22 protein-coding genes are annotated in these 21,978 nt (G+C 45.0%); 15 read left to right on the plus strand and 7 right to left on the minus strand.

Annotation, left to right across the window (positions count from 1 at the left end; genetic code table 11):
- Positions 1-55: 55 nt before the first annotated feature.
- The 4 genes from Q1A41_RS05555 to Q1A41_RS05570 all read right to left on the minus strand — a co-directional run bounded on the left by Q1A41_RS05555 (position 56) and on the right by Q1A41_RS05570 (position 3,798).
- A complete protein-coding gene (locus Q1A41_RS05555; RefSeq protein ID WP_299975696.1) occupies positions 56-1,039 on the minus strand; it encodes an MDR family oxidoreductase in 984 nt (327 codons plus the stop codon).
- A 173-nt stretch (positions 1,040-1,212) separates the two neighbouring features.
- Positions 1,213-2,160 (minus strand): GGDEF domain-containing protein, encoded by a 948-nt coding sequence (locus Q1A41_RS05560; protein WP_299975698.1) that lies wholly within the window; start codon positions 2,158-2,160, stop codon positions 1,213-1,215.
- Positions 2,161-2,503: 343 nt separating this feature from the next.
- Positions 2,504-2,782, minus strand: coding sequence for a hypothetical protein (locus Q1A41_RS05565; RefSeq protein WP_299975700.1), 279 nt, complete (start codon positions 2,780-2,782; stop codon positions 2,504-2,506).
- 197 nt (positions 2,783-2,979) lie between these two features.
- A complete protein-coding gene (locus Q1A41_RS05570; RefSeq protein WP_299975702.1) occupies positions 2,980-3,798 on the minus strand; it encodes a DUF5694 domain-containing protein in 819 nt (272 codons plus the stop codon).
- Between the two features lie 282 nt (positions 3,799-4,080).
- On the opposite strand from Q1A41_RS05570, the gene Q1A41_RS05575 reads away from it, so the two are divergent.
- The 3 genes from Q1A41_RS05575 to Q1A41_RS05585 all read left to right on the plus strand — a co-directional run bounded on the left by Q1A41_RS05575 (position 4,081) and on the right by Q1A41_RS05585 (position 6,301).
- Positions 4,081-4,860 (plus strand): enoyl-CoA hydratase/isomerase family protein, encoded by a 780-nt coding sequence (locus Q1A41_RS05575; RefSeq protein WP_299975704.1) that lies wholly within the window; start codon positions 4,081-4,083, stop codon positions 4,858-4,860.
- Positions 4,861-4,930: 70 nt separating this feature from the next.
- A complete protein-coding gene (locus Q1A41_RS05580) occupies positions 4,931-5,368 on the plus strand; it encodes a DoxX family protein (protein ID WP_299975706.1) in 438 nt (145 codons plus the stop codon).
- 186 nt (positions 5,369-5,554) lie between these two features.
- The gene (locus Q1A41_RS05585; protein ID WP_299975707.1) at positions 5,555-6,301 is read left to right on the plus strand and encodes a hypothetical protein; all 747 of its coding nucleotides are present in this window, start codon (positions 5,555-5,557) and stop codon (positions 6,299-6,301) included.
- 13 nt (positions 6,302-6,314) lie between these two features.
- Here the strand turns inward: Q1A41_RS05585 and hpaR are convergent, their stop codons facing one another.
- Both hpaR and Q1A41_RS05595 read right to left on the minus strand, forming a co-directional pair.
- Positions 6,315-6,752, minus strand: a complete 438-nt coding sequence (hpaR, locus tag Q1A41_RS05590; protein WP_299975709.1) for a homoprotocatechuate degradation operon regulator HpaR — start codon at positions 6,750-6,752, stop codon at positions 6,315-6,317.
- A 38-nt stretch (positions 6,753-6,790) separates the two neighbouring features.
- On the minus strand, positions 6,791-7,651 hold the full coding sequence (locus Q1A41_RS05595) for a fumarylacetoacetate hydrolase family protein (RefSeq protein WP_299975711.1): 861 nt from the start codon (positions 7,649-7,651) through the stop codon (positions 6,791-6,793).
- A gap of 169 nt (positions 7,652-7,820) precedes the next feature.
- Between Q1A41_RS05595 and hpaE the strand changes: the two genes are divergently transcribed.
- From hpaE to Q1A41_RS05630, 7 genes are all read left to right on the plus strand, one after another.
- A complete protein-coding gene (hpaE, locus tag Q1A41_RS05600) occupies positions 7,821-9,353 on the plus strand; it encodes a 5-carboxymethyl-2-hydroxymuconate semialdehyde dehydrogenase (RefSeq protein ID WP_299975713.1) in 1,533 nt (510 codons plus the stop codon).
- A gap of 57 nt (positions 9,354-9,410) precedes the next feature.
- Complete coding sequence (locus tag Q1A41_RS05605; RefSeq protein WP_299975715.1) at positions 9,411-10,499, plus strand: hypothetical protein; 1,089 nt, start codon at positions 9,411-9,413, stop codon at positions 10,497-10,499.
- A 10-nt stretch (positions 10,500-10,509) separates the two neighbouring features.
- Positions 10,510-11,361, plus strand: a complete 852-nt coding sequence (hpaD, locus tag Q1A41_RS05610; RefSeq protein ID WP_299975717.1) for a 3,4-dihydroxyphenylacetate 2,3-dioxygenase — start codon at positions 10,510-10,512, stop codon at positions 11,359-11,361.
- 37 nt (positions 11,362-11,398) lie between these two features.
- Positions 11,399-11,788 carry a 5-carboxymethyl-2-hydroxymuconate Delta-isomerase gene (locus Q1A41_RS05615; RefSeq protein ID WP_299975719.1) on the plus strand — a complete coding sequence of 130 codons (390 nt, stop codon included), beginning with the start codon at positions 11,399-11,401 and terminating at the stop codon, positions 11,786-11,788.
- A gap of 54 nt (positions 11,789-11,842) precedes the next feature.
- A complete protein-coding gene (hpaH, locus tag Q1A41_RS05620; protein WP_299975721.1) occupies positions 11,843-12,661 on the plus strand; it encodes a 2-oxo-hept-4-ene-1,7-dioate hydratase in 819 nt (272 codons plus the stop codon).
- 50 nt (positions 12,662-12,711) lie between these two features.
- On the plus strand, positions 12,712-13,536 hold the full coding sequence (locus Q1A41_RS05625; protein ID WP_299975723.1) for an aldolase/citrate lyase family protein: 825 nt from the start codon (positions 12,712-12,714) through the stop codon (positions 13,534-13,536).
- A 361-nt stretch (positions 13,537-13,897) separates the two neighbouring features.
- Positions 13,898-14,869 carry a GGDEF domain-containing protein gene (locus tag Q1A41_RS05630; protein ID WP_299975725.1) on the plus strand — a complete coding sequence of 324 codons (972 nt, stop codon included), beginning with the start codon at positions 13,898-13,900 and terminating at the stop codon, positions 14,867-14,869.
- A 3-nt stretch (positions 14,870-14,872) separates the two neighbouring features.
- Here the strand turns inward: Q1A41_RS05630 and Q1A41_RS05635 are convergent, their stop codons facing one another.
- Positions 14,873-16,213, minus strand: coding sequence for an HD domain-containing phosphohydrolase (locus Q1A41_RS05635; RefSeq protein ID WP_299975726.1), 1,341 nt, complete (start codon positions 16,211-16,213; stop codon positions 14,873-14,875).
- 121 nt (positions 16,214-16,334) lie between these two features.
- On the opposite strand from Q1A41_RS05635, the gene Q1A41_RS05640 reads away from it, so the two are divergent.
- The 5 genes from Q1A41_RS05640 (at position 16,335) to Q1A41_RS05660 (ending at position 21,866) form a co-directional block, all read left to right on the plus strand.
- Positions 16,335-16,883, plus strand: a complete 549-nt coding sequence (locus Q1A41_RS05640) for a heme NO-binding domain-containing protein (protein ID WP_299769152.1) — start codon at positions 16,335-16,337, stop codon at positions 16,881-16,883.
- Positions 16,834-17,802, plus strand: a complete 969-nt coding sequence (locus tag Q1A41_RS05645; protein WP_299975728.1) for an ATP-binding protein — start codon at positions 16,834-16,836, stop codon at positions 17,800-17,802. The genes Q1A41_RS05640 and Q1A41_RS05645 overlap by 50 nt, the downstream gene beginning before the upstream one ends.
- A 211-nt stretch (positions 17,803-18,013) precedes the next feature.
- Positions 18,014-19,207: a polysaccharide biosynthesis/export family protein gene (locus Q1A41_RS05650; protein ID WP_299975730.1), complete on the plus strand. Its 1,194-nt coding sequence runs from the start codon at positions 18,014-18,016 to the stop codon at positions 19,205-19,207.
- A 26-nt stretch (positions 19,208-19,233) separates the two neighbouring features.
- Positions 19,234-20,604: a hypothetical protein gene (locus Q1A41_RS05655; RefSeq protein WP_299975732.1), complete on the plus strand. Its 1,371-nt coding sequence runs from the start codon at positions 19,234-19,236 to the stop codon at positions 20,602-20,604.
- Positions 20,559-21,866, plus strand: a complete 1,308-nt coding sequence (locus tag Q1A41_RS05660) for an O-antigen ligase family protein (RefSeq protein ID WP_299975734.1) — start codon at positions 20,559-20,561, stop codon at positions 21,864-21,866. The genes Q1A41_RS05655 and Q1A41_RS05660 overlap by 46 nt, the downstream gene beginning before the upstream one ends.
- Positions 21,867-21,978 lie beyond the last annotated feature (112 nt).

Genomic DNA, 21,978 nt, shown 5'->3' on the forward strand with positions numbered 1-21,978 from the left:
TTATTTTTTCTTTCTTTTTCCTCAGCTATTTCCTATATCTACAATCTCTCAGGAATTATAAATTTACATTGACCACTGTTCGCCCGTGAGTTTTAACACCCTTAAGCTGCTGAGCGGTGGCTTCTGCAAGGTCAGCCAATCCCAATTCTTCGGTCATTGCCTCTAGCTTGCTAACATCCAAATCTTCAGCCAAACGTCGCCACGCTTCCTCTCGGCGAGCTTTTGGCGCCATTACACTATCAACCCCTGCCAAAGTAACGCCACGCAAAATAAAAGGCATTACTGTCGCCGGTAAATCACTGCCTTGGGCCAAGCCAGTTGCAGCAACAACCCCGTCGTATTTTAAGCTGGCGCAAATATTCGCTAAGGTGTGGCTGCCTACTGCATCAACAGCCGCTGCCCAGCGCTCTTTGTTAAGAGGTCGGCCTGGCTCGCTGAGTTCATTGCGATCGATGATTGAGCTTGCACCCAGGCTTTTTAAATAGGCTTCCTCACTAGCACGACCAGTAGATGCAACGACGGTATAGCCCAGTTTAGATAATATAGAAATCGCCACACTGCCAACACCACCGGCGGCTCCGGTAACCAATACCTCGCCCTGATCCGGTGTTACGCCATTTTTTTCCAACGCCATCACACATAACATGGCGGTATAGCCTGCCGTACCAATCGCCATGGCTTGGCGAGTTGTAAAGGCTTCTGGCAATGCAACTAATTGTGATGCTTGAACCCGCGCTTTTTGAGCATAACCACCCCAGTGGTTTTCGCCAACGCCCCAACCATTTAAGACGACCTTATCGCCAGCGCTAAATGCTTCACTTGAACTTTCAATCACGGTGCCGGCGAAATCAATACCTGGCACCATAGGATAGTTACGTATCGAAGGCAATCGTCCGTTTAAGGCTAAGCTGTCTTTGTAATTGAGCGAGGAATAATCCACATCAACTAAAACTTCACCATCAGGCAACTGGGACTCATTGATATCGTTTATTTCAATATTAACCGCGTCTTCGGTTTTAATTAATTGCAGGGCTTTCATGTTTTTTATTAACTCCAGCTTGGCTAGCTTAAAAAGAATGACTGGAGCTTAAAGTGCGGGGCTTATTTAGGTCAACATAAATAGCATTGGCTATTAGTCTAGGGAGTCGGGAGTGTCAGCTTTAGTGTCTTAATAGCCAATTGTAAACCGTTGTTACAAAAGTAGTGAGGCCGTCAAACGCCAAACAACTCTTGCTGTGCCGACCATTGCCCATCACAAATGCTATTTTTACCAAGCGCTTTTGCTTTATACATAAGGTCGTCGGCTGAATTTATTGCCTGCTCAGTAAGCTGAACACCCGGCATAGCGGTGTAAAGTCCAATGCTGGCTGTTAGCCTGCCAATCAACTTATCGTCTCGATTAACAATCTTAATGCGATTCAAATCGCGCAGGACATGGCGGGCCAGCCTTAGGGAATCAGTGTGTCCCATATTTCCCCAGGCGATGATAAATTCTTCACCACCGTAACGTGCGCATAAGTCTGAAGCTCTACCCGTGTATTTTCGCAAGACTTTCGCCGTTTGTTGTAAACAGCTATCACCAAATTGATGCCCACATCGATCGTTTATCAGTTTAAAGTCATCAAGATCGATAGCTAGCAGAGATAGGGGTTTGCAATCACGCTTGCACTGACGCCATTGCATTGAAAGGAAATCATCGAAGGCCCTGCGATTAGAAATCTTTGTTAAAGGATCTTGTTTCGCAAGTGTTCTAGCTTCTTGTTCTAATTTGACGCGCTGAGTAATATTTTTATGAGTGATGACAAAGTACTTGTCTGCGTCCATGCAAAACGATTCAATTTGCATATTAAACCAACGATCTTCAGACGCAGAGTGACAAGGGTAGTTCATATTGAACTGATCGATTTTACCACTCAAAATATCGTCAAGCCCTTTCAACACAAGCGTCGAAAACTCATCACCGTCTTCAGCGGCATTTATACAGGCTTTACGATAATTGATGCCCAGCCACTCGAAATCTAGTGCTTGTCCATTTTCAAAACCGAAATTTCGCCAGGAATCATTGACTAAAACGATATTAAAATGCTCGTCGAGCACTGCGATATTATTGCCGAGTGTATTTAACACCTGCATCAAAAATCCATTTGATAAAGACGTCATGATTAAAATCACTCTAAGTGGTAAGGGTTAATACAGTAGAATTCAGCCAAGCTCATTATCATCAATGATTAAGCGCTCGAACAAAAATGTCTGCACTCTCTAGACTGCTGTTTCCTTGAGCCGTGCAGAAGATATTAAAAAAACCTATTAATAAGGCGATAAGTCTTCTACGTCTTTAAGCAGATATTTAACACGTAATGCTAGCAGCCTAACTGTGAATAATAAAGATTGTTTAGGCATACATTTCTACAACTTATAATTTATTGTTATTTAAGATATTGGCCGCTGCTATTGCCAATTGATGGCGTTTACCGGACCTTTACTGAGGGCAAGCTATTCTAAGCTATTGATTTTCAGCGGTTTCAATATGGTTAAAGAGATCTAGCTGACACTTAATTTCTCTTTTTCGGTATGAGGGATTTTGTTCGAGCAGTAACTGGTAAGCCCTTCTTGGAGTTAGAAAGATACCACCACTTGTAGGGCCTCTAAGGCATTCACCGCTAAGTAGCCAATACCGCTGCCTTTCAGGGCAGGAACTTGCTACTTGATTCTGGCAAACATCCTTTACGCCATAGACGATCTTGCCTGAGCTCAACTCTTTAAAAACAACGTTAAATTCCATTTAAAACGCTCCTTTTATTTCAGCTTAAAAGCTACCACAAATGACAGTATATCTGGAATGAGTTTTAGGAATATCAAGACGAAAGGTCTCAAAAACGGTACTGCAGGTAAAGAAGCCAACAGGTCTAAATATTGTTGGCTTTTTGTCGAGAATATTTTAAGAGTGTTTTAAACAATCTAGCTTTTTACTGTGCTTTGCTACAAGTAATCCAGTGGGTTTACCAGTGTACGTTCACTATCTATCTGTAACAAATCCTTAATAATTGCCGTATGACCTGTTCCGCCGATCAAAACTATTCGCTGACCTGCTTTGGCCTGTTGTTGTAAGTTTGCGTACATTCTAAAGTTTCGATGCCACCAGCTAGCCGTCGAGTCGGCACCGGAATAACTGCCAAATGCCCCTACTTCGTTTAAAAGTAGGTAAAGTGCTTTGTTCTTTCGCTCAGTATCCACAGTGTTGTTAAAACGTAGAATAGTTTTAAGACTTTCAGTTTGATGGAGCTGATTGCTTTCACGGCTCATTTCTTCAATTTGCTTATTAACTTTTTGAGCGATTACTGGCGCATGCTTGCTCATTTCTTCAAAGACCGAGCTAGATTGCCAGTGCACTTCTTGCTCGTCATAACAAATGATATGTTTTAGACCGGACTGTTTGGCTATTCGAAAACCTAGCTGTTGATTTTCATTGATGCTTAGCTGGTGTTGGTTGGTAAGATAATTTCTGTAGGATTCATTTAGGCTGGCCTGCTGTTCTTTTCTACACTCCAAAAGAACCTTAGTTGGCTTATAGCCTTTGGCAATTTCTTTGCTTAAACCGATTAGATAGGTTTGACTCTCTTCATCTGTAACATCCAGTACTTCAGTTTTTACTTTATCTAAGCCAGGGTTGGCAAAGTGGAATACACTTATCGGCATAACTTGTGCTGGGCTACTCGCAAAGCTGATACTGCTAAAGACAATTGTCAGCCAAGCTAAAACGCCAATCTTGTTTTTATCTATATAAACTATTCTTTTCACCTGCTCTTTACTCCGCTAAAAAGTTACTTTTTATTGATTTGCAGCTTTAGACGATGCTTCTCTTTGATTGGATGTTGCGGATACTGCCTAGCTATTTATCTAGCTATTTATCTAACTACCTACTTACTCCCCGGTATTGCTTTAGCCTATGAATTGACCTTATTTACCAGTGTTGAGACGACCGGACTGTGGCTTAATAGCCAATTGAGCCAGATTTAGCTCGGGGCCGTATATGCTTCGACAAAGGATCTAGTTTTTGACGCATAGAGAGTTGGGAAAGTCATGGATAATAACGACGTCATTATTAGTTACGAACAAGAGCTAGTGCGGGTGCATCTTAACCGGCCAAAACAGCGCAATGCCTTAAACGATAGTATCCGACAAAAAATATCGGCTCTGCTTGATGAGCTAATGGAGCGGCCAGACACCCGCGTATTGCTCTTTTCTGGTGAGGGTGAATCTTTCTGCTCTGGCGCCGACCTTAAAACGACCTCATACCCTAAGGTAGAGGGCTCTTGGTCGCAGAGGCGAAATCGAACATCTACCTGGCAGCGTGTTCTCGAGCAGCTAGACCGTATTCCACAAGTTACCGTCGCAAGCATGCAAGGCTTTGTGATTGGTGGCGGCGCCCTTCTCGCAACGGCCTGCGACTTTCGCCTGGTGGCAGATAATGCCGTTCTATCCATACCCGAGGTTGCCATGGGAATACCCAATGTCTGGAATGGTACCCCCTTATTGGTTCGAGAAGTCGGCTTGCCGGTAGCTAGAGACTGGGTGATGACCGCTAAAAGAGTTAATGCCGATGAGCTGCTCAAGGTCAACTGGGCCCAGCGCCGCTTTCAAACGGAGCAATTAGCCAAAGAAACCCAGGCTTTTATTGAAGAGCTGCTGGAAATGCCTGCCGCTTCCCTGGCTATGACAAGATCTATGATCTCTGCCTTAGCGCGCAGCCAATCAGGCATGCAATTGGGCTGGGCGGATGCTGATTTACAGCAATGGTCCTTTACCGAAGAAGAATATCAGCAGAGTGCCCTGCGCTATTTAGAAAAACTTAAAAAATAATCTAAAGCTAAATTAAGCGAAATCGAATAAAACAAAAATAGAAATAACTAAAACATAAGAGAAGCTAACCATGCCTAACACATCACACAGTAAACTAATACTCAGCGGCAAGATCCTACTCGCCCTCTACTTCTTGCTACCCGGTCTCATGAAATTTATGCAGTTTGAGTTACACCTAGGGCTCATGCAGCGCCATGGTGTTCCCGCAGCAGAGCTAATGCTTATACTGGCCGGTATCGCCAATATCGGCGGTGCGGTTCTGCTGCTCGCCAACCGTCATGTTCGGCTTGTCGCACTGGGTTTCGCAGCCTATGTGATATTGGTTAATTTTATGCTGCATGATTTTTGGAATTTTGAAGGCATTGAGGCCAAGCACGAGTTACAGAACTTTATCAAGAACCTGGGGATATTGGCCGGCTTGCTTGTGCTTGCGGGTGCAAGCAAAAAGCGCTCGCTTGAGATGTCTAGCTTACTTGAATCTGATTCTAAGGCGACATCCGCCAGCTAAGTTGGTTCGCAACCCAAATTTGGGGCGCCTTCAACGATGTTGAAGGCGCCCAGTGGCTTATCGCACAGCGGTACAAGAACCAAATGAGACTAGCCACAGCAATAATGCGCCAGAACGCTTTTTAGCCTCTTTGGGCGACCCTTAAATCTTGTTACTGTATGCTCGTTGTTTACATTTGGTACGATCATGTTGTGCAAGCCCTCTATCTTCAAACTACTGCTGGTCTCATTTATAAGCGCTCTGTTTAGCTTTAACGCTGATGCTAAGGATACAGAGCAGCTTAATGCTAAGTACAAAAAGCTCGCCGATGGCCCATCAGCAGAGCTAGTAAAAAACAAGCTGAGAGAAGCCTTTGGCGGCGAAGAGGCGCTTCAAGGGCTACGCAGCTTCGAGGCGAAACTTACCATTAGTGTTCCTCAGGAGCCAACAAAGAGCAGCCGAAGCTTTTACTCATTTGCCCGTAAGACCATCGCTAAACAAGATGCCGATGGAAGCTTGTCAATGCTCAAAGGCCAGCACGCCATCAAGCTTGTGAATGAAAATGTGATCCGCTTGAGCCGCAAAGAAGTTAAAAGCTTGGCAGGTAATATGAAGCTTAACTTTTTCTACCTTCTAAGAAACAAACATTTAAAGCTTATTGGGCCTTTAGATATAGCCGAACACCCGAACGAGAGTTGGTGGATATTCAAGCTTAGAAAGACGCAGTCTCCGCCGATTGGGGTTGACTTAAAGAGCGGCCAAATACGCAAGCTGCTGTTTGATGATGGAAGCTATGTAGTCGAAAGCAATTATCAAAAAGTCAGCTGCGGCTTGAATTGGCCTTTAAATTTTACCGTATTTAAAGGTAATTCTGTTCAGCTGCAGGGTGAGTTTAGTGATATTAGGATCAATCAATCGCCCAGCTTTGAAACACCGCTATGGTTCTATCCTTAGCTACGGTCTTCACTTAATCCTCGATCTTTTCGACCAGTTCATCAAGCAACTCATACAATAACTCAAGCTTGCCAGGGCCAAAGCGCTGGCTAATAAATTCATATCGCTCGCTAGACTTTGGTGCAATCTCTACAAATAGCTGATGCCCAACATCGGTTAAAGAGATTAGCGATCGTCTTTGATCGCTAGAAGAGCTAGAGCGAGAAATGATATTTCTTGATTCAAGGTTCTGAATAATTCGACTTAAGCTGGGTTTTAATAGATAACAGGCCTCTGCAAGCTCAGAAATATCCATATCGCCATCGGCTTGCAATGCTCGTATTACTCGCCACTGCTGTGCGGAGAGATTGTGGGCTTTTAGTGCCGGCATAAACTTTTTCATTACCGCTTCCCTTGCCCGCAATAAAGACATGGGCAAGGAGCGGTCAAAACTGCGTAAACTGTCGCTCATAGATCCTCAGTATCCCGCAGCATTAGTAGTGCGGGCAATTACAGGGGCTCGTCGATCACCCCATTTACCAAGGTGCCCACCCCTTCTACTTCTACCTTAATTTCGTCTCCCGGTACTAAGTACCTAGGAGGATCGAAGCGTGCTCCAGCGCCATTGGGCGTACCTGTAGCAATGACATCACCGGGTTTAAGATGATAAAACTTCGAAAGATAGCTAATGATATATTTAAAGGGGAACATCATACTAGCGGTAGTGTCATCTTGGCGTAATTCACCGTTTACCCAGGTGCGCACGCGCATATCTTCGTATTGCTCGGGGGTAAATTCATCGGCGCTGACCATCCAGGGGCCAATACTGCCGGAATTAATAAAGTTTTTACCTTGGGTAACATTAAATTTTGCGTGACGTACCCAATCTCTTAAGGTGCCCTCGTTCATAATGCTCAACCCGGCAATATGTTCATAGGCGTCTTCCTCCGCAATACGACGCCCCGCTTTGCCAATAATAATGACAATTTCACCCTCATAATCTAACTGATCGGATTCAGGTGGGCGCCACAAAGGCTGACTGTGCGCGGTAAAGGAGTCGCTCGTGCGCATAAACAAGCTAGGAAACTTCGGCTGCTTAGAGCCATCTTTGTATTCGGCATTGCGATTTGCATAGTTCACACCAATACAGGCGATCTTTTCTGGTGTTAACACCGGCTGCAACAGCTCAACGTCAGATAATGCACAATCGCTGCTGGCAACAGCTGCAAGCGATTTGGCCTCCTCTAAACACCCCTCCCTAAGGGCCGAAAACAGGCTTCCCCCGAGTTTTTGACCTAAATCTACAATTCCATCCTCTTTGAGCACGCCCCAGCTAACTTCGTCCGCCTTTTTAAAGCTAATAAAACGCATCTTTCCACCTTTGAAAGCAATTTATAATTAACATGTTAATTTATATTTAAGGGGAATAGCAAGTTTGGCAGCCTATGCAGCGCGTTATTCGCTAATAAAAATGGGCTTGCGGTGAATATAATTAACATGTTAACTTAAATAACACGTTAATCAAATCCATGGAGTTACCATGTCTAGCTTTGCTCAGAACCAAGAGTCGGCAGCACGCTATTTAGAGCGCTTTCACAGCCAGAGCACAGGCCACTTTATTAATGGCGAATTTGTCTTGCCGAACAGCGCTACAACTTATGAAAACCTGAGTCCTAGCGATAATCAGAGCATGGGCAGAGTTGTTGCCGGCACTGCAGAAGATATGGATGCGGCGTGCCAGGCCGCGGCAGACGCCTTTCCCGAATGGCGAGATATGCCCGGTCAAGAGCGCAAAAAACTGCTGAATCATTTTGCCGATTTGATCGAGGCCAGAGCTGAAGAGATAGCCCTAGTAGAATCCTCTGACTGTGGCCAGGCGATTCGCTTTATGAAACAGGCCGCTATCCGAGGGGCCGCCAACTTTCGATTCTTTGCCGATAAAGCCCCGGAAGCCCAAAATGGCTTAGCACTTCACCAGGCTGAACATACCAATTACACCCTTCGCAGCCCAATTGGTCCAGTAGGCATTATCACACCTTGGAACACGCCATTTATGTTGGCGACATGGAAAATAGCACCAGCTCTAGCAGCCGGCTGTACCATCGTTCATAAACCAGCGGAGCTCACCCCATTAAGTGCCATGCTGCTGGCCGAAATAGCTCAGGAAGCCGGCCTGCCAGCAGGTGTTTGGAATACCGTCAACGGGTATGGCGCAACAGTAGGTAAGCGACTCAGTGAACACCCAGCCATACGAGCCGTGGCCCTGGTAGGTGAAAGTGCGACGGGCAGCCACATCATGCGCCAAGGTGCCGATACTTTAAAGCGTGTGCATTTTGAGCTTGGTGGTAAAAACCCAGTCATCGTTTTTGACGATGCGGATTTCGAGCGCGCTTTAGATGCCGTCGTTTTTATGATTTATAGCTTAAATGGCCAACGCTGCACGTCTTCTAGCCGCCTGCTCATTCAAAGCGGTATTAAAGATAAATTTTTAGCGGCTCTTGAGCAGCGAGTCAAAAACCTAAGCGTAGGTCATCCGCTCGATCCAGCAAGTGAAGTGGGCCCACTTGTGCACAAAGGGCATTATGAAAAAGTCATGTCTTATATGGATATCGTTAAGCAAGATGGGGCGACGGTAAAAGTGGGTGGGGTAGCTCGTAAAGATCTAGGGGATGGTAATTATGTTAGCCCGACCCTATTCACCGACGCGGATAACACCATGCGAATCGCCCGTGAGGAAATTTTCGGTCCGGTATTAACTAGCATCGGTTTTGATACCGAAGACGAGGCCATCGCCTTAGCCAATGATACCGAGTATGGCTTATCCGGGTATATATGGACAGAAAGCAGTGGTCGAGCAATGAGAATGGCTAGAGCGGTAGAAGCCGGAATGCTTTGGGTTAACTCGGAAAATAATCGCAACCTGCCCTCACCTTTTGGTGGCATAAAAATGTCTGGCATTGGTCGTGATGGTGGTGACTATAGTTTTGATTTTTATATGGAGACCAAAAACATATGTATTGCGCATGGAACTCACAAGGTACCGGTCTTGGGTGGCGAGTTACCATTGAAGTGATAGCCAACGATAAGACGTAGTTAGCCCTTAGTATCGAAATCAGAGCATGAGACCATTATGAAACAACCGATTTTAGGCCTAGTCAGCACAGCGATAATTGCAGCGCTCGCACTAGGAATAATTGCTTTATCAGAACCGTCATTTTTTATGGGTTGGCTTTCTTTTGCGGTAATGGCCTGCATCCCCACCCAAATCATCGCGGCCTTTGTGTGGGGGCCATTATTTGAAAATATGCCAACCGTCAGCAAAGGCTGTATTCAAACCGCCATCAGCCTGTTAGGTGGATTAATCTTTGGCTCCGCCTTACACTTTTTAGCTGGGCAAGGTTTTGGCCCAACACCCCAACTGATGATGCTAACAATTGTCACTGTTATCGCTACATTTTGGATTATGGTGGCTTGGAATGCTTGGCCCTTTGCCGCAATAATCCAGTCTCCGATTGCCTTGGGTATTGTTATTCTTTGTTCAGCCTATGTTTTAGCCTACGGCGTTTTCATCAGTCTGTTTAATTTCCACTTTTTAGCTGGAGCAGAAATCTATATTAGCAGCTTGGAAACAGATGGTTTATTTTCGGCCTGGCCAGTTTTAGCCTATCTGGTTACCACCGTCGCTATAATAATGCTGTGCTTGTTACTCGACTTTTACCCAGTAAGCCTATTATCCCTTGAGGGATCTAAAGCGGCCATTGTTAATAGCCTCTGGATATTGGCCTTAGCTGCAATTCCCTTTTATGGTTTTGTTTATATTGCGGGATTCGACCCTGTTAAATATATGGTACGTGGTCCGGTCAGCTTTATTTTCGGAGCTTTTATTGTGCTTAATCTCTTGGAGAATAGCCTATTTGGAAATCATCGAGCGATTATCAAAGCGCTACTCTCAGTGCTCTTGGCACTGGTGCTAGCTTTTACCATGCAGCTGATTTATCAGGCCTTTGCCCAGTGGCTAAATCCAGATATCAATTCTGGGCTACCTGACTATCAATTAGAGCTTTGGTTGGCAAACGCCATGCTGGCGATTACCTTTCCATTGATTGTGATGTTCAGCGATTTCTTTGGTTTATGGCCATTTCGACAAATTCGAAACGAACAAACAACGACTGATTCGCCAAGTGTTAATGACACACTAAAAACAGAAATTCAAAACTAGGAGTATTAACATGGGGCAAATATCTTTAGCGGCAAAAATTACTCATGTTCCTTCAATGTATCTCTCCGAGATGGATGGGCCCAATAAAGGTTGTCGCGAAGCAGCCATCAACGGTCACAAAGAAATCGCCCAGCGTTGTCGTGATGCAGGCGTCGATACCCTGCTGGTATTTGATACCCACTGGCTGGTCAATGCGGGCTACCATATTAACTGCGCTGAGACTTTCTCTGGGGTATACACGAGTAACGAACTGCCCCATTTTATTAAAAACCTTCCCTATGACTACAAGGGTAATAGAGCATTAGGTCATCTCTTAGCGGATGCTGCAACAGAGGCAGGAATCCTCACCCGAGCCCACAGCGATACCAGTTTGCCTTTAGAGTACGGAACCCTAGTGCCAATGAGGTATATGAACGACGATAATCATTTTAAGGTGGTTTCTGTTTCTGCGATGTGCCAAGTGCACAACTTAGAAGATAGTCGACGACTTGGCGCTGCTTTTCGCGAAGCAATCGAAAAGGACTATGACGGCAATGTGGCGATACTCGCATCGGGCTCCTTATCCCATCGTTTTGCGCAGAACGGCGTATCTGAAGAATATCTTTTTAGAGTTTGGTCTGAGTTTTTAGAAACCACCGATCGAGAAGTTATCGATATGTGGAAAAACGGCGAGTGGCAACGCTTTACCCAGATGTTGCCTGAATACGCTGAAAAGTGTCACGGCGAAGGCTTTATGCACGATACGGCAATGTTATTAGGCGTATTAGGTTGGGATAAATATCAGGGCCAAGTAGAAGTAGTAACACCCTACTTTGGCAGCTCTGGTACTGGGCAGATCAATGCCGTCTTTCCAGTTGAATAATACATCTACCTGCAACGCTACGCTCTAGGATATAAAAATGGCGCACTTTATTCTTGAATATTCAAGCAACCTTAGCCCTAGCGAGTTACAGTTTGAAAACTTGTTCGCTTCCTTACATGAGGCGGCCCTTGCTACCGAGCTTTTTCCGGTAGCGGGCTTGCGCAGTCGCGCTCATTGTTGTGAGCATTTCCGAGTGGCTAATGGTGATCCAGACTTTGCCTTTATCCATTTGGAGGTTCGCCTTGGCGCTGGACGAAGTGGCGCGGAGAAACAAACGGCGGCCGATGCGATCTTTGCAGCACTTAGCAATCACTTAAAAGATCTCTATGAACAGAGAGCTTTGGCTATATCTTTTGAAATGAATGAATTGCCAGCAACCTTAAAGTTTAACCAGAACAACCTCAGAACTTATCTTGCAGAGCCCTAAGCCCTTTTTTAGAAAACAAACACTTGAAAACTTGCATCTAATACAGTGATTAATATGAGTGAACCGCTAACACTATCAACTTCCGAAATTAAGCATGCTGCCCAAGAACTCTATCAAGCCGAACGTCAAGCGCAGCCTATAGATCCGATCAGTTTACGCTTCCCAGAAATGACCATTAGCGATAGCTATGCCATCCAAGAGCAGTGGGTGCAGCGTAAAATCGATGATGGCCAGCGGGTAGTCGGTTATAAAATTGGTTACACCTCTAGGGCCATGCAAAAAGCACTCAATATTAAAGAGCCCGATTATGGTGTGCTATTGGAAGATATGGTTTTTGCTGATGGTAGTGATATTGAGGTCAGTCAATTTTGTGACCCGCGCATTGAAATGGAACTCGCGTTTATTCTGAAAGAAGAGCTTAGCGGTGAGAACGTCACTGTCTTTGATGTGCTCAATGCCACTGATTATGTGGTGCCAGCATTAGAAATTATCGCTGCTCGCAGTCATCGCGTTCACCCAGAGACTCAATATAAACGCACCGTAAAAGACACTATTGCGGATAATGCAGGCAACGCAGGCATTATTATGGGCGGCCGCCCTATTAAACCCGATGCCAAAGATCTACGCTGGTGCGGCGGCTTGTTGTATCTCAATGGTTTGCTGGAAGAAACCGGCTTGGCTGCTGCCGTCCTCAATCATCCAGCTAATGGGGTTAGCTGGGTAGCAAAACGATTTGCGCCGCACGGGGTAAGCTTAAAATCTGGGCAAATCATTTTATCGGGCTCCTTTACCGCGCCAATAGCCGTAAAAGCGGGTGACACGATTCATGCTGATTACGGTCCATTAGGCGGAATCTCCTGCCACTTTGTATAGCCCCAGCGGCGATGAGAAAAAATTTCTGGCACAAAACAAGGCGAGCGATAATGAAATTAGAAGAGAACCAGTTTAAACAAAAGCTCAATGGTGGCGCCTGCCAGTTCGGTCTTTGGCTTGGGTTGCCCAATCCTATTTGTGCGGAAATTGCCGCAACAGCAGGTTTCGACTGGCTGTTAATTGATGCAGAACATGCACCCTATTCCCTAAAAGATATTCAAGGGCAGCTGCAAGCTTTGGCCCCTTATCCCAGCAGTGCTTTGTTGCGGCCACCGGAAGGCAGTACCAGCAATATTAAGCAGCTTCTCGATTTAGGCTGCCAGACACTATTGATTCCCATGGTGGAATCCGTCTTGCAAGCTAAACAACTTATTAATGCCATGTACTACCCGCCTAAAGGAGTGAGAGGTCTGGGTACTTCAATGGCAAGAGCCGCGAAATGGAATGGCATTAAAAACTACGTTGAGCAAGCCAATGATAATGTTTGTCTTATCCTACAAATAGAAACCCAGCAAGGACTGGAGCAGCTAGATGAGATTCTAGAGCTGCAAGACTTCGACGGGATTTTTATCGGCCCTTCAGATCTCTCTGCATCCTTAGGCTATATTGGTCAACCCAACCACCCAGATGTGGTCGACAAAATTGAACAAGCCATTTCAAAAATTAAATCTAAGGGCAAAGCTTGCGGCTTACTATCGGTCGATACCAGTATGACCCGACATTACGAGAAGCTAGGCGTCGATTTTATTGGGCTTGGTGTCGATGCTGCCTTATTGGCTCAATCCTTACGTTCACTCTCTGCGGAGTTTTGTGGACATGCTAGTAATAACATCAGTAGTGATAAGGATACTAATAACAAGCATGCCGGATATTGATTGCTCGGTGTATGTATAACTGTAACTGCAAAAACTACCCCTATTGCTTTGAACCACAGCATCATGATGAGCTGGTCTTACTGCTTAGCACCCTAAAACATATGGGGGAAAGCCACGGAATTGAGCTCGTTCATTGCCCTGTCTGTGGGCAAAGTTACAAAATAGAACAGTTAAAAATGGGCACACTCGTTACCAAGCATCAGAATCCACACTCTGTCTGTTTTTAGGCGAAGCGGCTGCTTCCAGCATGATTCAAGCTAAAACTGGAGTAAAGCACAAAATTCTCTTTAATTATTTCTTGTATTCTCCTCACTGTATAACTACAGTTAGCCCTGTTACTAAGGATAAGTAAGAGGCTAGCATGACTGGGCTCCAACACTGGTCTACAAGCCTCAATGCCTACCCAAGCTTGGATTTAGATCAGCAAAGCACAAAACTGGATGCGTTGTTTAAGCAGGCTTTACAATATAAAAGCGTGCTCGAAACCCTTCTTAGCATCACTGATGACTTTGTTTATATCAAAGATGCACGACATAAGTTTATGTTTGCCAGCGACGCCTTTGCACGCCTTACGGGTCATGAGCAATGGCGTGAACTACAAGGCAAAGACGACTTCGATATCTTCCCTAAAGAGCATGCCGAGCTTTATTTTGAGCACGAGCAAGGTGTTATTAACAAGGGCATTAGCCTTGCTCAGCATGAAGAACCCTACTACTTGCCCAGCGGCGAACTCGGCTGGGTGAGCAGCACCAAAAATCCAGTATTTGACGACAAGGGCAAGGTCATAGGCCTCATTGGTATTAGTAAAGACATTACCCAGATAAAGCGGCACCAAGAATTAATTGCCCATCAAGCTACCCATGATTGTTTAACTGATGTCTACAACCGAAAGGCGTTCTATGATTTTGGTGAAACCATGTGGGCTAAATTGCAGCGCGATAAAACTGAATCTACCCTGCTATTTATGGATCTCAATGAGTTCAAACAAGTTAATGATCGCTTAGGGCATCAAGTTGGCGACAAAATACTCTGCCGCTTTGCGAGTTTTCTTAAAGAGGAATGCAGGGATTCTGATCTTTTGGCTCGACTAGGTGGAGATGAATTCGTTATCTATATGGGCGGCGATAAAGACGCTGCGCTTAGTTTAGCGCGAAGATTGATTAGCGCTTCACACAAAGAAGAATTGTTAGGCTGCGCAATTAGTATTGGTATTGCGCATAGCAGCAATGCCGAAAATTTGGCCGAGCTGGTAAAACATGCCGACGAGGCGATGTATAAAGCTAAACGAAGTAAATCTCAGCAATATTGTTTTTATCCATTTTTAAGAGCCTAAAAATCATTCCGGCTCTTTGACGTAGACCTTTAGCTCCTCCTCCATTTGCGCGGCCAAACTCTTAAGTCGCGCAATCATTTCCTGATCTATTTCAACACCCTCGGCAAGCAGAGTGGCACCATTGCTGGCAACAAGGTCGCGTTGCAAACACATGCCAGCTTGAAGTTGATCCAACTTAATATACTTGTCTGCAGCATCTCGCAAAAACAGTTTCAATTCACTTTGTAATGTACAAAGCTGCTCGACAATAAGAGGATCATATTTGCTGCCAGACTGCTCTTTTAGTTTCCCTAGCGCCTCATCGATAGACAAGCAATTCGTTTCGATCAATCCCTGGCAATACAACAACAAGTCTGACACTACGGATAAAATCTTGGCTTCTGTAGAGATGTCTTGTGAATAAAGCCCCTTGGGATAACCTTGGCCATCCAGCTGCTCATGGCGCTGACTAATAATCTTAGCGGCACCTTTTAAAGGCGGCATACTGGACATCATGTTTTCTGCAATACTGATATGCGTTTGGAAATCGCGCTGCTCTTGCACGTCAAGGTCCAAGTAAGCACGCTTTATAAGCTTGTCTGGAAAACTAACCTTACCTAAATTTCGCAGAATGCCCGCATAGATTAATGCCCGAGTTTCATCTTTTTCAAGTTCAGACAGCTCAGCCATCTTTTTCAGCAATAACATAAGGTTCTGCTTGCTGATCAAAGAGTTACCCATTCTTTGTTCTATTAGGCTAGAGAACAAATTGGTCGTCTGTTGGTAATTGACTTTAAGCTGATCCAGCGAACTTTGCAGCTTGCTATTGCTCTCCGCTAAATCCTTGCTTCTTTCAGCGACTTTCTTCTCTAGGTCTTCATTGAGCTCTTTTAGCTGTTCATTCTGTCGTTTTACTTTTTCTTCCAATAGCTGTGTACGGTGCTTCCCATGGCTTATCGAAATACCTTTTTGAACAATCCGGCGTAACCGATCATCATCCCAGGGCTTCTCCATATAGAAATTGATTTTGCCCTTATTGATAGCCCCAATCGTAGATTCTAGGTCTGCATAACCAGTAAGCAAAATCCGCTCAGTTTCTGACCAGCGACTGGCAACTTCATTGAGAAATTCAACGCCATCCATGCCTGCCATGCGCATATCCGAAATGACAATATCGGCTGCTTGATCTTGCAGCGCCTGCAAGGCCTCGTGGCCGCTTGTTGAGGTGCGAATATTACAGTCCATATCAAAAAGCAGCCTTTGCAGGCTGTTTAAAATCGACTGCTCATCATCAACAATCATAATCTCGATAGCTGGCAAATCACCGCTATCAAATGACAGAATATCGCTAGTATTGGAATCCATGCCGAATTTCTCTTTAGATTTCATGGCTTTAGTATAAACCTAATACAAAACTTAGCCATTACAGTTTGCTATTTGTGATATTCAGCATAAACTGAATACGTCGCAACATGGAGGCTGTGCTATGAAAGGAGTAGTTTTTACAAATTTTGCCGAATTAGTAGAGGACAACTACGGCTTGGCTATGTGGCAAAATATTCTCGATACGGCGAATCCGCCATCGGGAGGTATCTATGTCGCTACCGCACAATATGACGATCAAGAGTTGATTTCTCTTGTCGGGGCGGCTTCTGAGCTGCTAGATATGCCGGCACCGGTGCTTATTCGACGTTTTGGCCAGTTTCTGTGGCAGTATTTTGAGGAAAACTACCCTCAGTTCATCACCTCACACGATAATCTCTTTGACTTCTTAATCTCGGTAGATTCGGTGATTCATATGGAGGTGAATAAACTCTACCCCAATGCCTCGACCCCAGATTTTGAATACGATCGAGAATCACCCAAGCAACTATTGATGCACTATCGCTCTCCACGAAAGCTCTGCCATCTATCTGTCGGATTAATAGAAGCATCCGCAAATTACTATCAAACCCCTATACGCATCGAACACCCAGTGTGTATGCATGAAGGCTCAGACCATTGCGAAATACGAGTTACCATTGCCGATGGATGAAATAGAAGTTTATAAAAAATCACTGGCACGTGAGCGCAAAGCCAGACAACAAGCTGAGCTTCTTCTGGAATCCAAGGTACGAGATATATACGAGGCTAATCAGCAGCTCGAGGCTGCAAACGCAAAGTTAAAACAGCAGCAAAAAGAGCTAATACAAACCGAGAAACTGGCCTCTTTGGGTACACTTTCAGCGGGTATTGCCCATGAAATCAATAACCCACTGGCCTTTATCAAAAGTAATATAGGCACCTTAGAGCGCTATTTTTTGTTTTATCAGCAGCATCTCCCCGAAAAACCTGGCGCTCAACACAGCGATATTAACCACGCCCGTCTAGAGAAAATAAAGTTTATTGCTGGGGATTCAGAAGCGATATTCTCGGAGCTGCGCGAAGGTGTGGATCGGGTACAAGCCATTGTGGCCGATTTAAAATCGTTTGCTCGCTCAAAGTCAGCGGATGTGCAACTTAACGATAGCAATGAAGCCATTCTTTCTGCGATTCGCATTACCAATAATAAGGTCAAATACCACTGTGAGATTCATACCGACTTGGCCGAATTACCGCCTATCATGTGTAATCTAAATGAATTGAGCCAGGTCTTCATTAATCTTATCGTCAACGCCTGTGATGCTGTCGATGAAAACGGTCTGATCAAAATTAAGGGTTATCAAGAGAGTGGCTATATTCACTACCTTGTAGAGGACAATGGCAAGGGTATATCTGAAAAGGATATGGATAAAATTTTCACCCCTTTCTACACCTCCAAGGAGGTTGGCAAAGGCACTGGTCTAGGGCTTTCCGTATCCTATGGCATTATAGAGAGCCTCGGAGGCACGATTCGCGTCTGCAGTGACATTGGCAAGGGCACCAGCTTCCACATCAGCTTACCGGTCAATCGCGAACCTATCGCAGCCGAATAAACTCCTTCAAATAGCTCTCTATCCTGCGACTTTCATGGGTTTTTCCTCTTTGCAAAATGCAAAAATTGCAATTTGGCAAGACATTTACAAACCCTTTTCAAGTAATAATCTCTTTATTTTCAATCACTTACCATTATAAATCTATAATGGCTTAAGTTTTGCAGAGCTAGCGTAAAGAAATCATCTTAAATTAGCTATGTGGAGTTATGCCATGAGAAAACAAGCCAGCTACCCCCTGCTTGGACTTGCAGCCATACTCAGTTTAGCGGCCTGCACCCAGCAACATGGACTAGGCCTGCCGGACAATGGCAATAATAGCGAGCGCCACTTTCTATACGGCAGCCAAGTTGACGTGCCAAACCACATTTACGGTATCGAGCCCATGTGCCAGGCCAGCTCCTTAAACAAGCCGAGTAACACTCTCCTGCGAAACAACAATGCACCCAAATCCGTGTTGGGCCCTGGTGATCTAATCGAGATCGAAATAAGCCTGGATAAGGCTCACTCAGGACATTTTATAATTTCCGCTGATGGTTATTTGAAGTTAGCCATGATCGAACCCATAAAGGCCGCAGGCTTGAGTAGCGTCGAGCTAGAACAGCAGCTAGAACTCGCCCTAATCAAAGGTTCTATTTACCAAGCCCACGCCCTGATGGTTGATGTGCGAGTCCTGCAATGGGCCGCAATCGATATTACGGTGCAAGGTTCTGTATTCGAGCCTGGCCGTGTTCGTATCAATGAAAAAAATAAAGAGCAGCAGGCTGAAAGTAAGTTGCTTGCTAGGGGTGACTTTGCACAAACTCGCTTGCTGTCTGAAGCATTACGTGCAGCTTCCGGCGTAAGGCCAGATGCGGATCTAAAAAATGTGCAGATCAGTCGCGGCGATTGGCGCTATCGTGTTGACGTTTCGGGAATCGTAGATGGCGGTGAATACCAAGATGTCGGTTTACAAGCTGGCGATAAAATTCATGTGCCGAGCACTGGCTGCATGCAGGAGTACTTAATCCGCCCGAGCATGATCACGCCAAAGGGGATGCGTGTATTCCTCTCAAACCTCAGTGAAACCGCTTCTAACAATGCTAATGCAGCCGTGGGGCGATACAGCAGCAACCTACCTTATGGTTCACGCCTGCTACATGCCGTTACCTCGGCTAACTGTGTTGGAGGTGCGAGTCTTAGTAACTCTTCTCGTAAAGTGATCCTAGCAAGCCGAAATCCATTTACTGGAAAAACCCGCGTGTTAGAACGATCAGTCGAAGAGCTTATTAGGCACCCAGACAGAGATAACCTCAATCCTTATCTGATGCCAAATGACGCTGTTGCCTGCTATGACTCAGACATTAGCAATGCTCGTTCATTTGCACGCTCTTTGTTAGACATATTGTCACCGATTAAATTGTTGTAACAGCCAAACAAATATTGAGAATTGATATGAAATCAAATAAGAAACAGCTAAAGAAAAAACAGGCAAGCCGCACTAAGCGTCGCTTGACTGTGCTGCTGTTTCTTGCCTTGAACATAATCCCAATATTGATGGTTGGACTGTATCTAATAAAGACACCGATTTTTCAAAGTAAAATGTCCATTCTTCTACCGGGCAAAGGTAGTAATAGTAATGTAAAACTAGAAAACGTTGGCCAAGTTAGCTCCAGTTCGAGCTCACCGTTCAGCCAGCAGTTTAATCCTAGAGCGAATTACAAATCGATTCTAGAAAGCCGAGACGTCGCCGAAAAAGTAAAGCGTCAACTTAATCTAGCCGAAGCCCCCGCTAGGCCCAAAGTTAAGCTATTGCAGCAAACTTCAATAATCGAGCTGGACATTCGAAGTGTTAATGCTGATCACAGCCAAGAGCTCGCATGGGCTTATTTTTCCGCACTGCAAGAACGCTTATCGGAGCTGCGAGAGGACGAGTTAAAAAGACGCCAACAAAGCACTCGCAAGGCCCTGTCTGTACAACTCAGTACGCTCAATGATAGTCGCTCGAAACTACTTAGTTTTCAGCAGCAATCTTTACTGCTAGACAAAAAAATGATGAGTGATCACCTCGCCTTAATTTCAGACACTCGTAGCAAAAAATCATCGCTAAGCGCCGCAATCAAGCGACTTGAGTACGAGGTGGATAGGCTCAGTAAGGATCTTGGTATCTCGCCTTATATTGCGGCAAAAGCCCTTAATTTACAGTCTGATATCCGCTTTAACGTTTATCTGGAAGAACTGGCGATCATTAACGTTAAATACAACGAGCATCGCGCTAAATTTGCTAAAAATCATCCAGAGATGCGCAAAGTTCAGCAGCGTTACAGTACCGCTCGAGCCAATATTCGCAAACGCAGCGAAGAAATAGCTGGAGAGTTCTCAGCGGAAATACTGCAAAACACTAATTTAGGCTCAAGCAAACAGTTGGCATCCCTATTTTCAAAATTGCTCATGGATAATGCCGAGCTAGAGGGCCTCAATGCAGAATACGAACAGATCAAACTTAATGAACTTCGCCTGCAAGACGAGTTAAAAATTCTGGCCCGTGAAGCTGCTGAATTAGACCGTCTTGAACGTGAGTTTCAAAGAGCCGAAGCTGTTTACAATTCCGCGGCGGCGCGTCTAGAGCTTAACCAAAGTGATATTTATGCGTCCTACCCTATTGTTCAACTACTCGCTGCACCGAGTATGGCTCTTAATCCGATCAGCCCTAATCCGATGATTGCCTTATTGGCCATTATTGCTGCGTTAGTCTTACTGAATTGTGGAGGGGTTTTGCTATGGCAAAGACAAGCCATTATTCAATTCTTATTGAAGAAAAACTGATCATTTATGCAATCCTAGCAACCTGGCCAGCGTATATTTTTGGATTGCTATATCTATTGGGCTCTGTTATCGCCTGGGTAATATTGCTTATTGTAATGCTTCGCCTGTATATCGAGGGCCCTAGGCACTACCAGCAACTATCTGTTTTGGTATTGCTTTGGGCTTTAGGCATGTTATTACTGCTTATTTGTCTATTGATCGCGCATGCAGAGTGGCAACTGGGCGCGGCGAAGACAATTAAGTCTAGTTTTGGCTGGGCTAAGGGCTGGGCGCTATTCGCGCTGTTTATTGGTCTTGGCGCATTGTTGCCTTTAAATTTAACGAATATCAGCCGCGCTTGCTGCTGGCTTGCACTAATGGGCGGGCTTTATGCATTTGTGTCTGTATTTGCTTTTATACTAAAACTGCCGCAGAGCTTATACATCTCTCCTTTGCAGTTTATGGGTGGTGGTGGTCCAGAGTTCTTTGATGTGCGTTTATACGGTATCAACCCAGAGACGAGCTGGCCACGCTGGTTTTTCTATGCGCCTTGGGCCCCGGCTGGGGGTTTAGTCGCCAGCTTGCTGCTGATCATGTGTAGCCGTACAGAACAACGGCCATTGAGATTAGCGGGAATGGCGAGCTGTGTACTTATGATGATACTTTGCCAGTCGCGTGTCGCTTGGATCTTACTCGTTATTTGTGGGCCCCTTTATGTTTTTATGCGCTTAAGCGCGCAGCGTCCGATATACCTTTTACTTGCAGTCATTGCGCCCGTATTGCTGTTGTTTAGTGTTGAGGCTATAGAGCTATTACAGACGACTATGGACGATATCAAGAATGCCCGACCAGACTCCACGAGAGTTCGTGCCGAGTTGGCGCAGATCGCCATCCAAAGCTGGCAGAATGACGCCTATTGGTTTGGCCATGGGATTGTAATCGCAGGCCCTAAGAGCGTAGAGTTTATGCCTATTGGCTCACACCACAGTTGGTATGGTCTGCTCTATGTTAAGGGTCTGGTGGGTTTACTGGCATTTGCTTGCCCACTCGTCATGACTGCACTTTATCTGCTCTGGCGTGCCCACGAAGATGCTGATATCTGCTGTGGCTTCGTACTCTGCTTTATACTCTGTGTTTATAGTTTCACTGAAAACCTAGAAATCCTTGCCTATATAATCTGGCCCGCTTTGCTGTGGATTGGCGCAAGCCTGAAAATACCTAGCAATCACAGTATCGATAAAAGTTGCCTTGAGCCAATTTTGCAAAATGCAAAATATTCCTAAACTGCAGTGAAATATGCTCCTGCAAGACTATAGCTTTCTTTAGGCTCAGCAGCATTCAGCCATTTAATTTATATAAAACAATAACTTACCAATACTCAATTTACTGGTACAG

The organism is uncultured Pseudoteredinibacter sp. (genome assembly GCF_947502065.1).
Taxonomy (GTDB): Bacteria; Pseudomonadota; Gammaproteobacteria; order Pseudomonadales; family Cellvibrionaceae; genus Pseudoteredinibacter.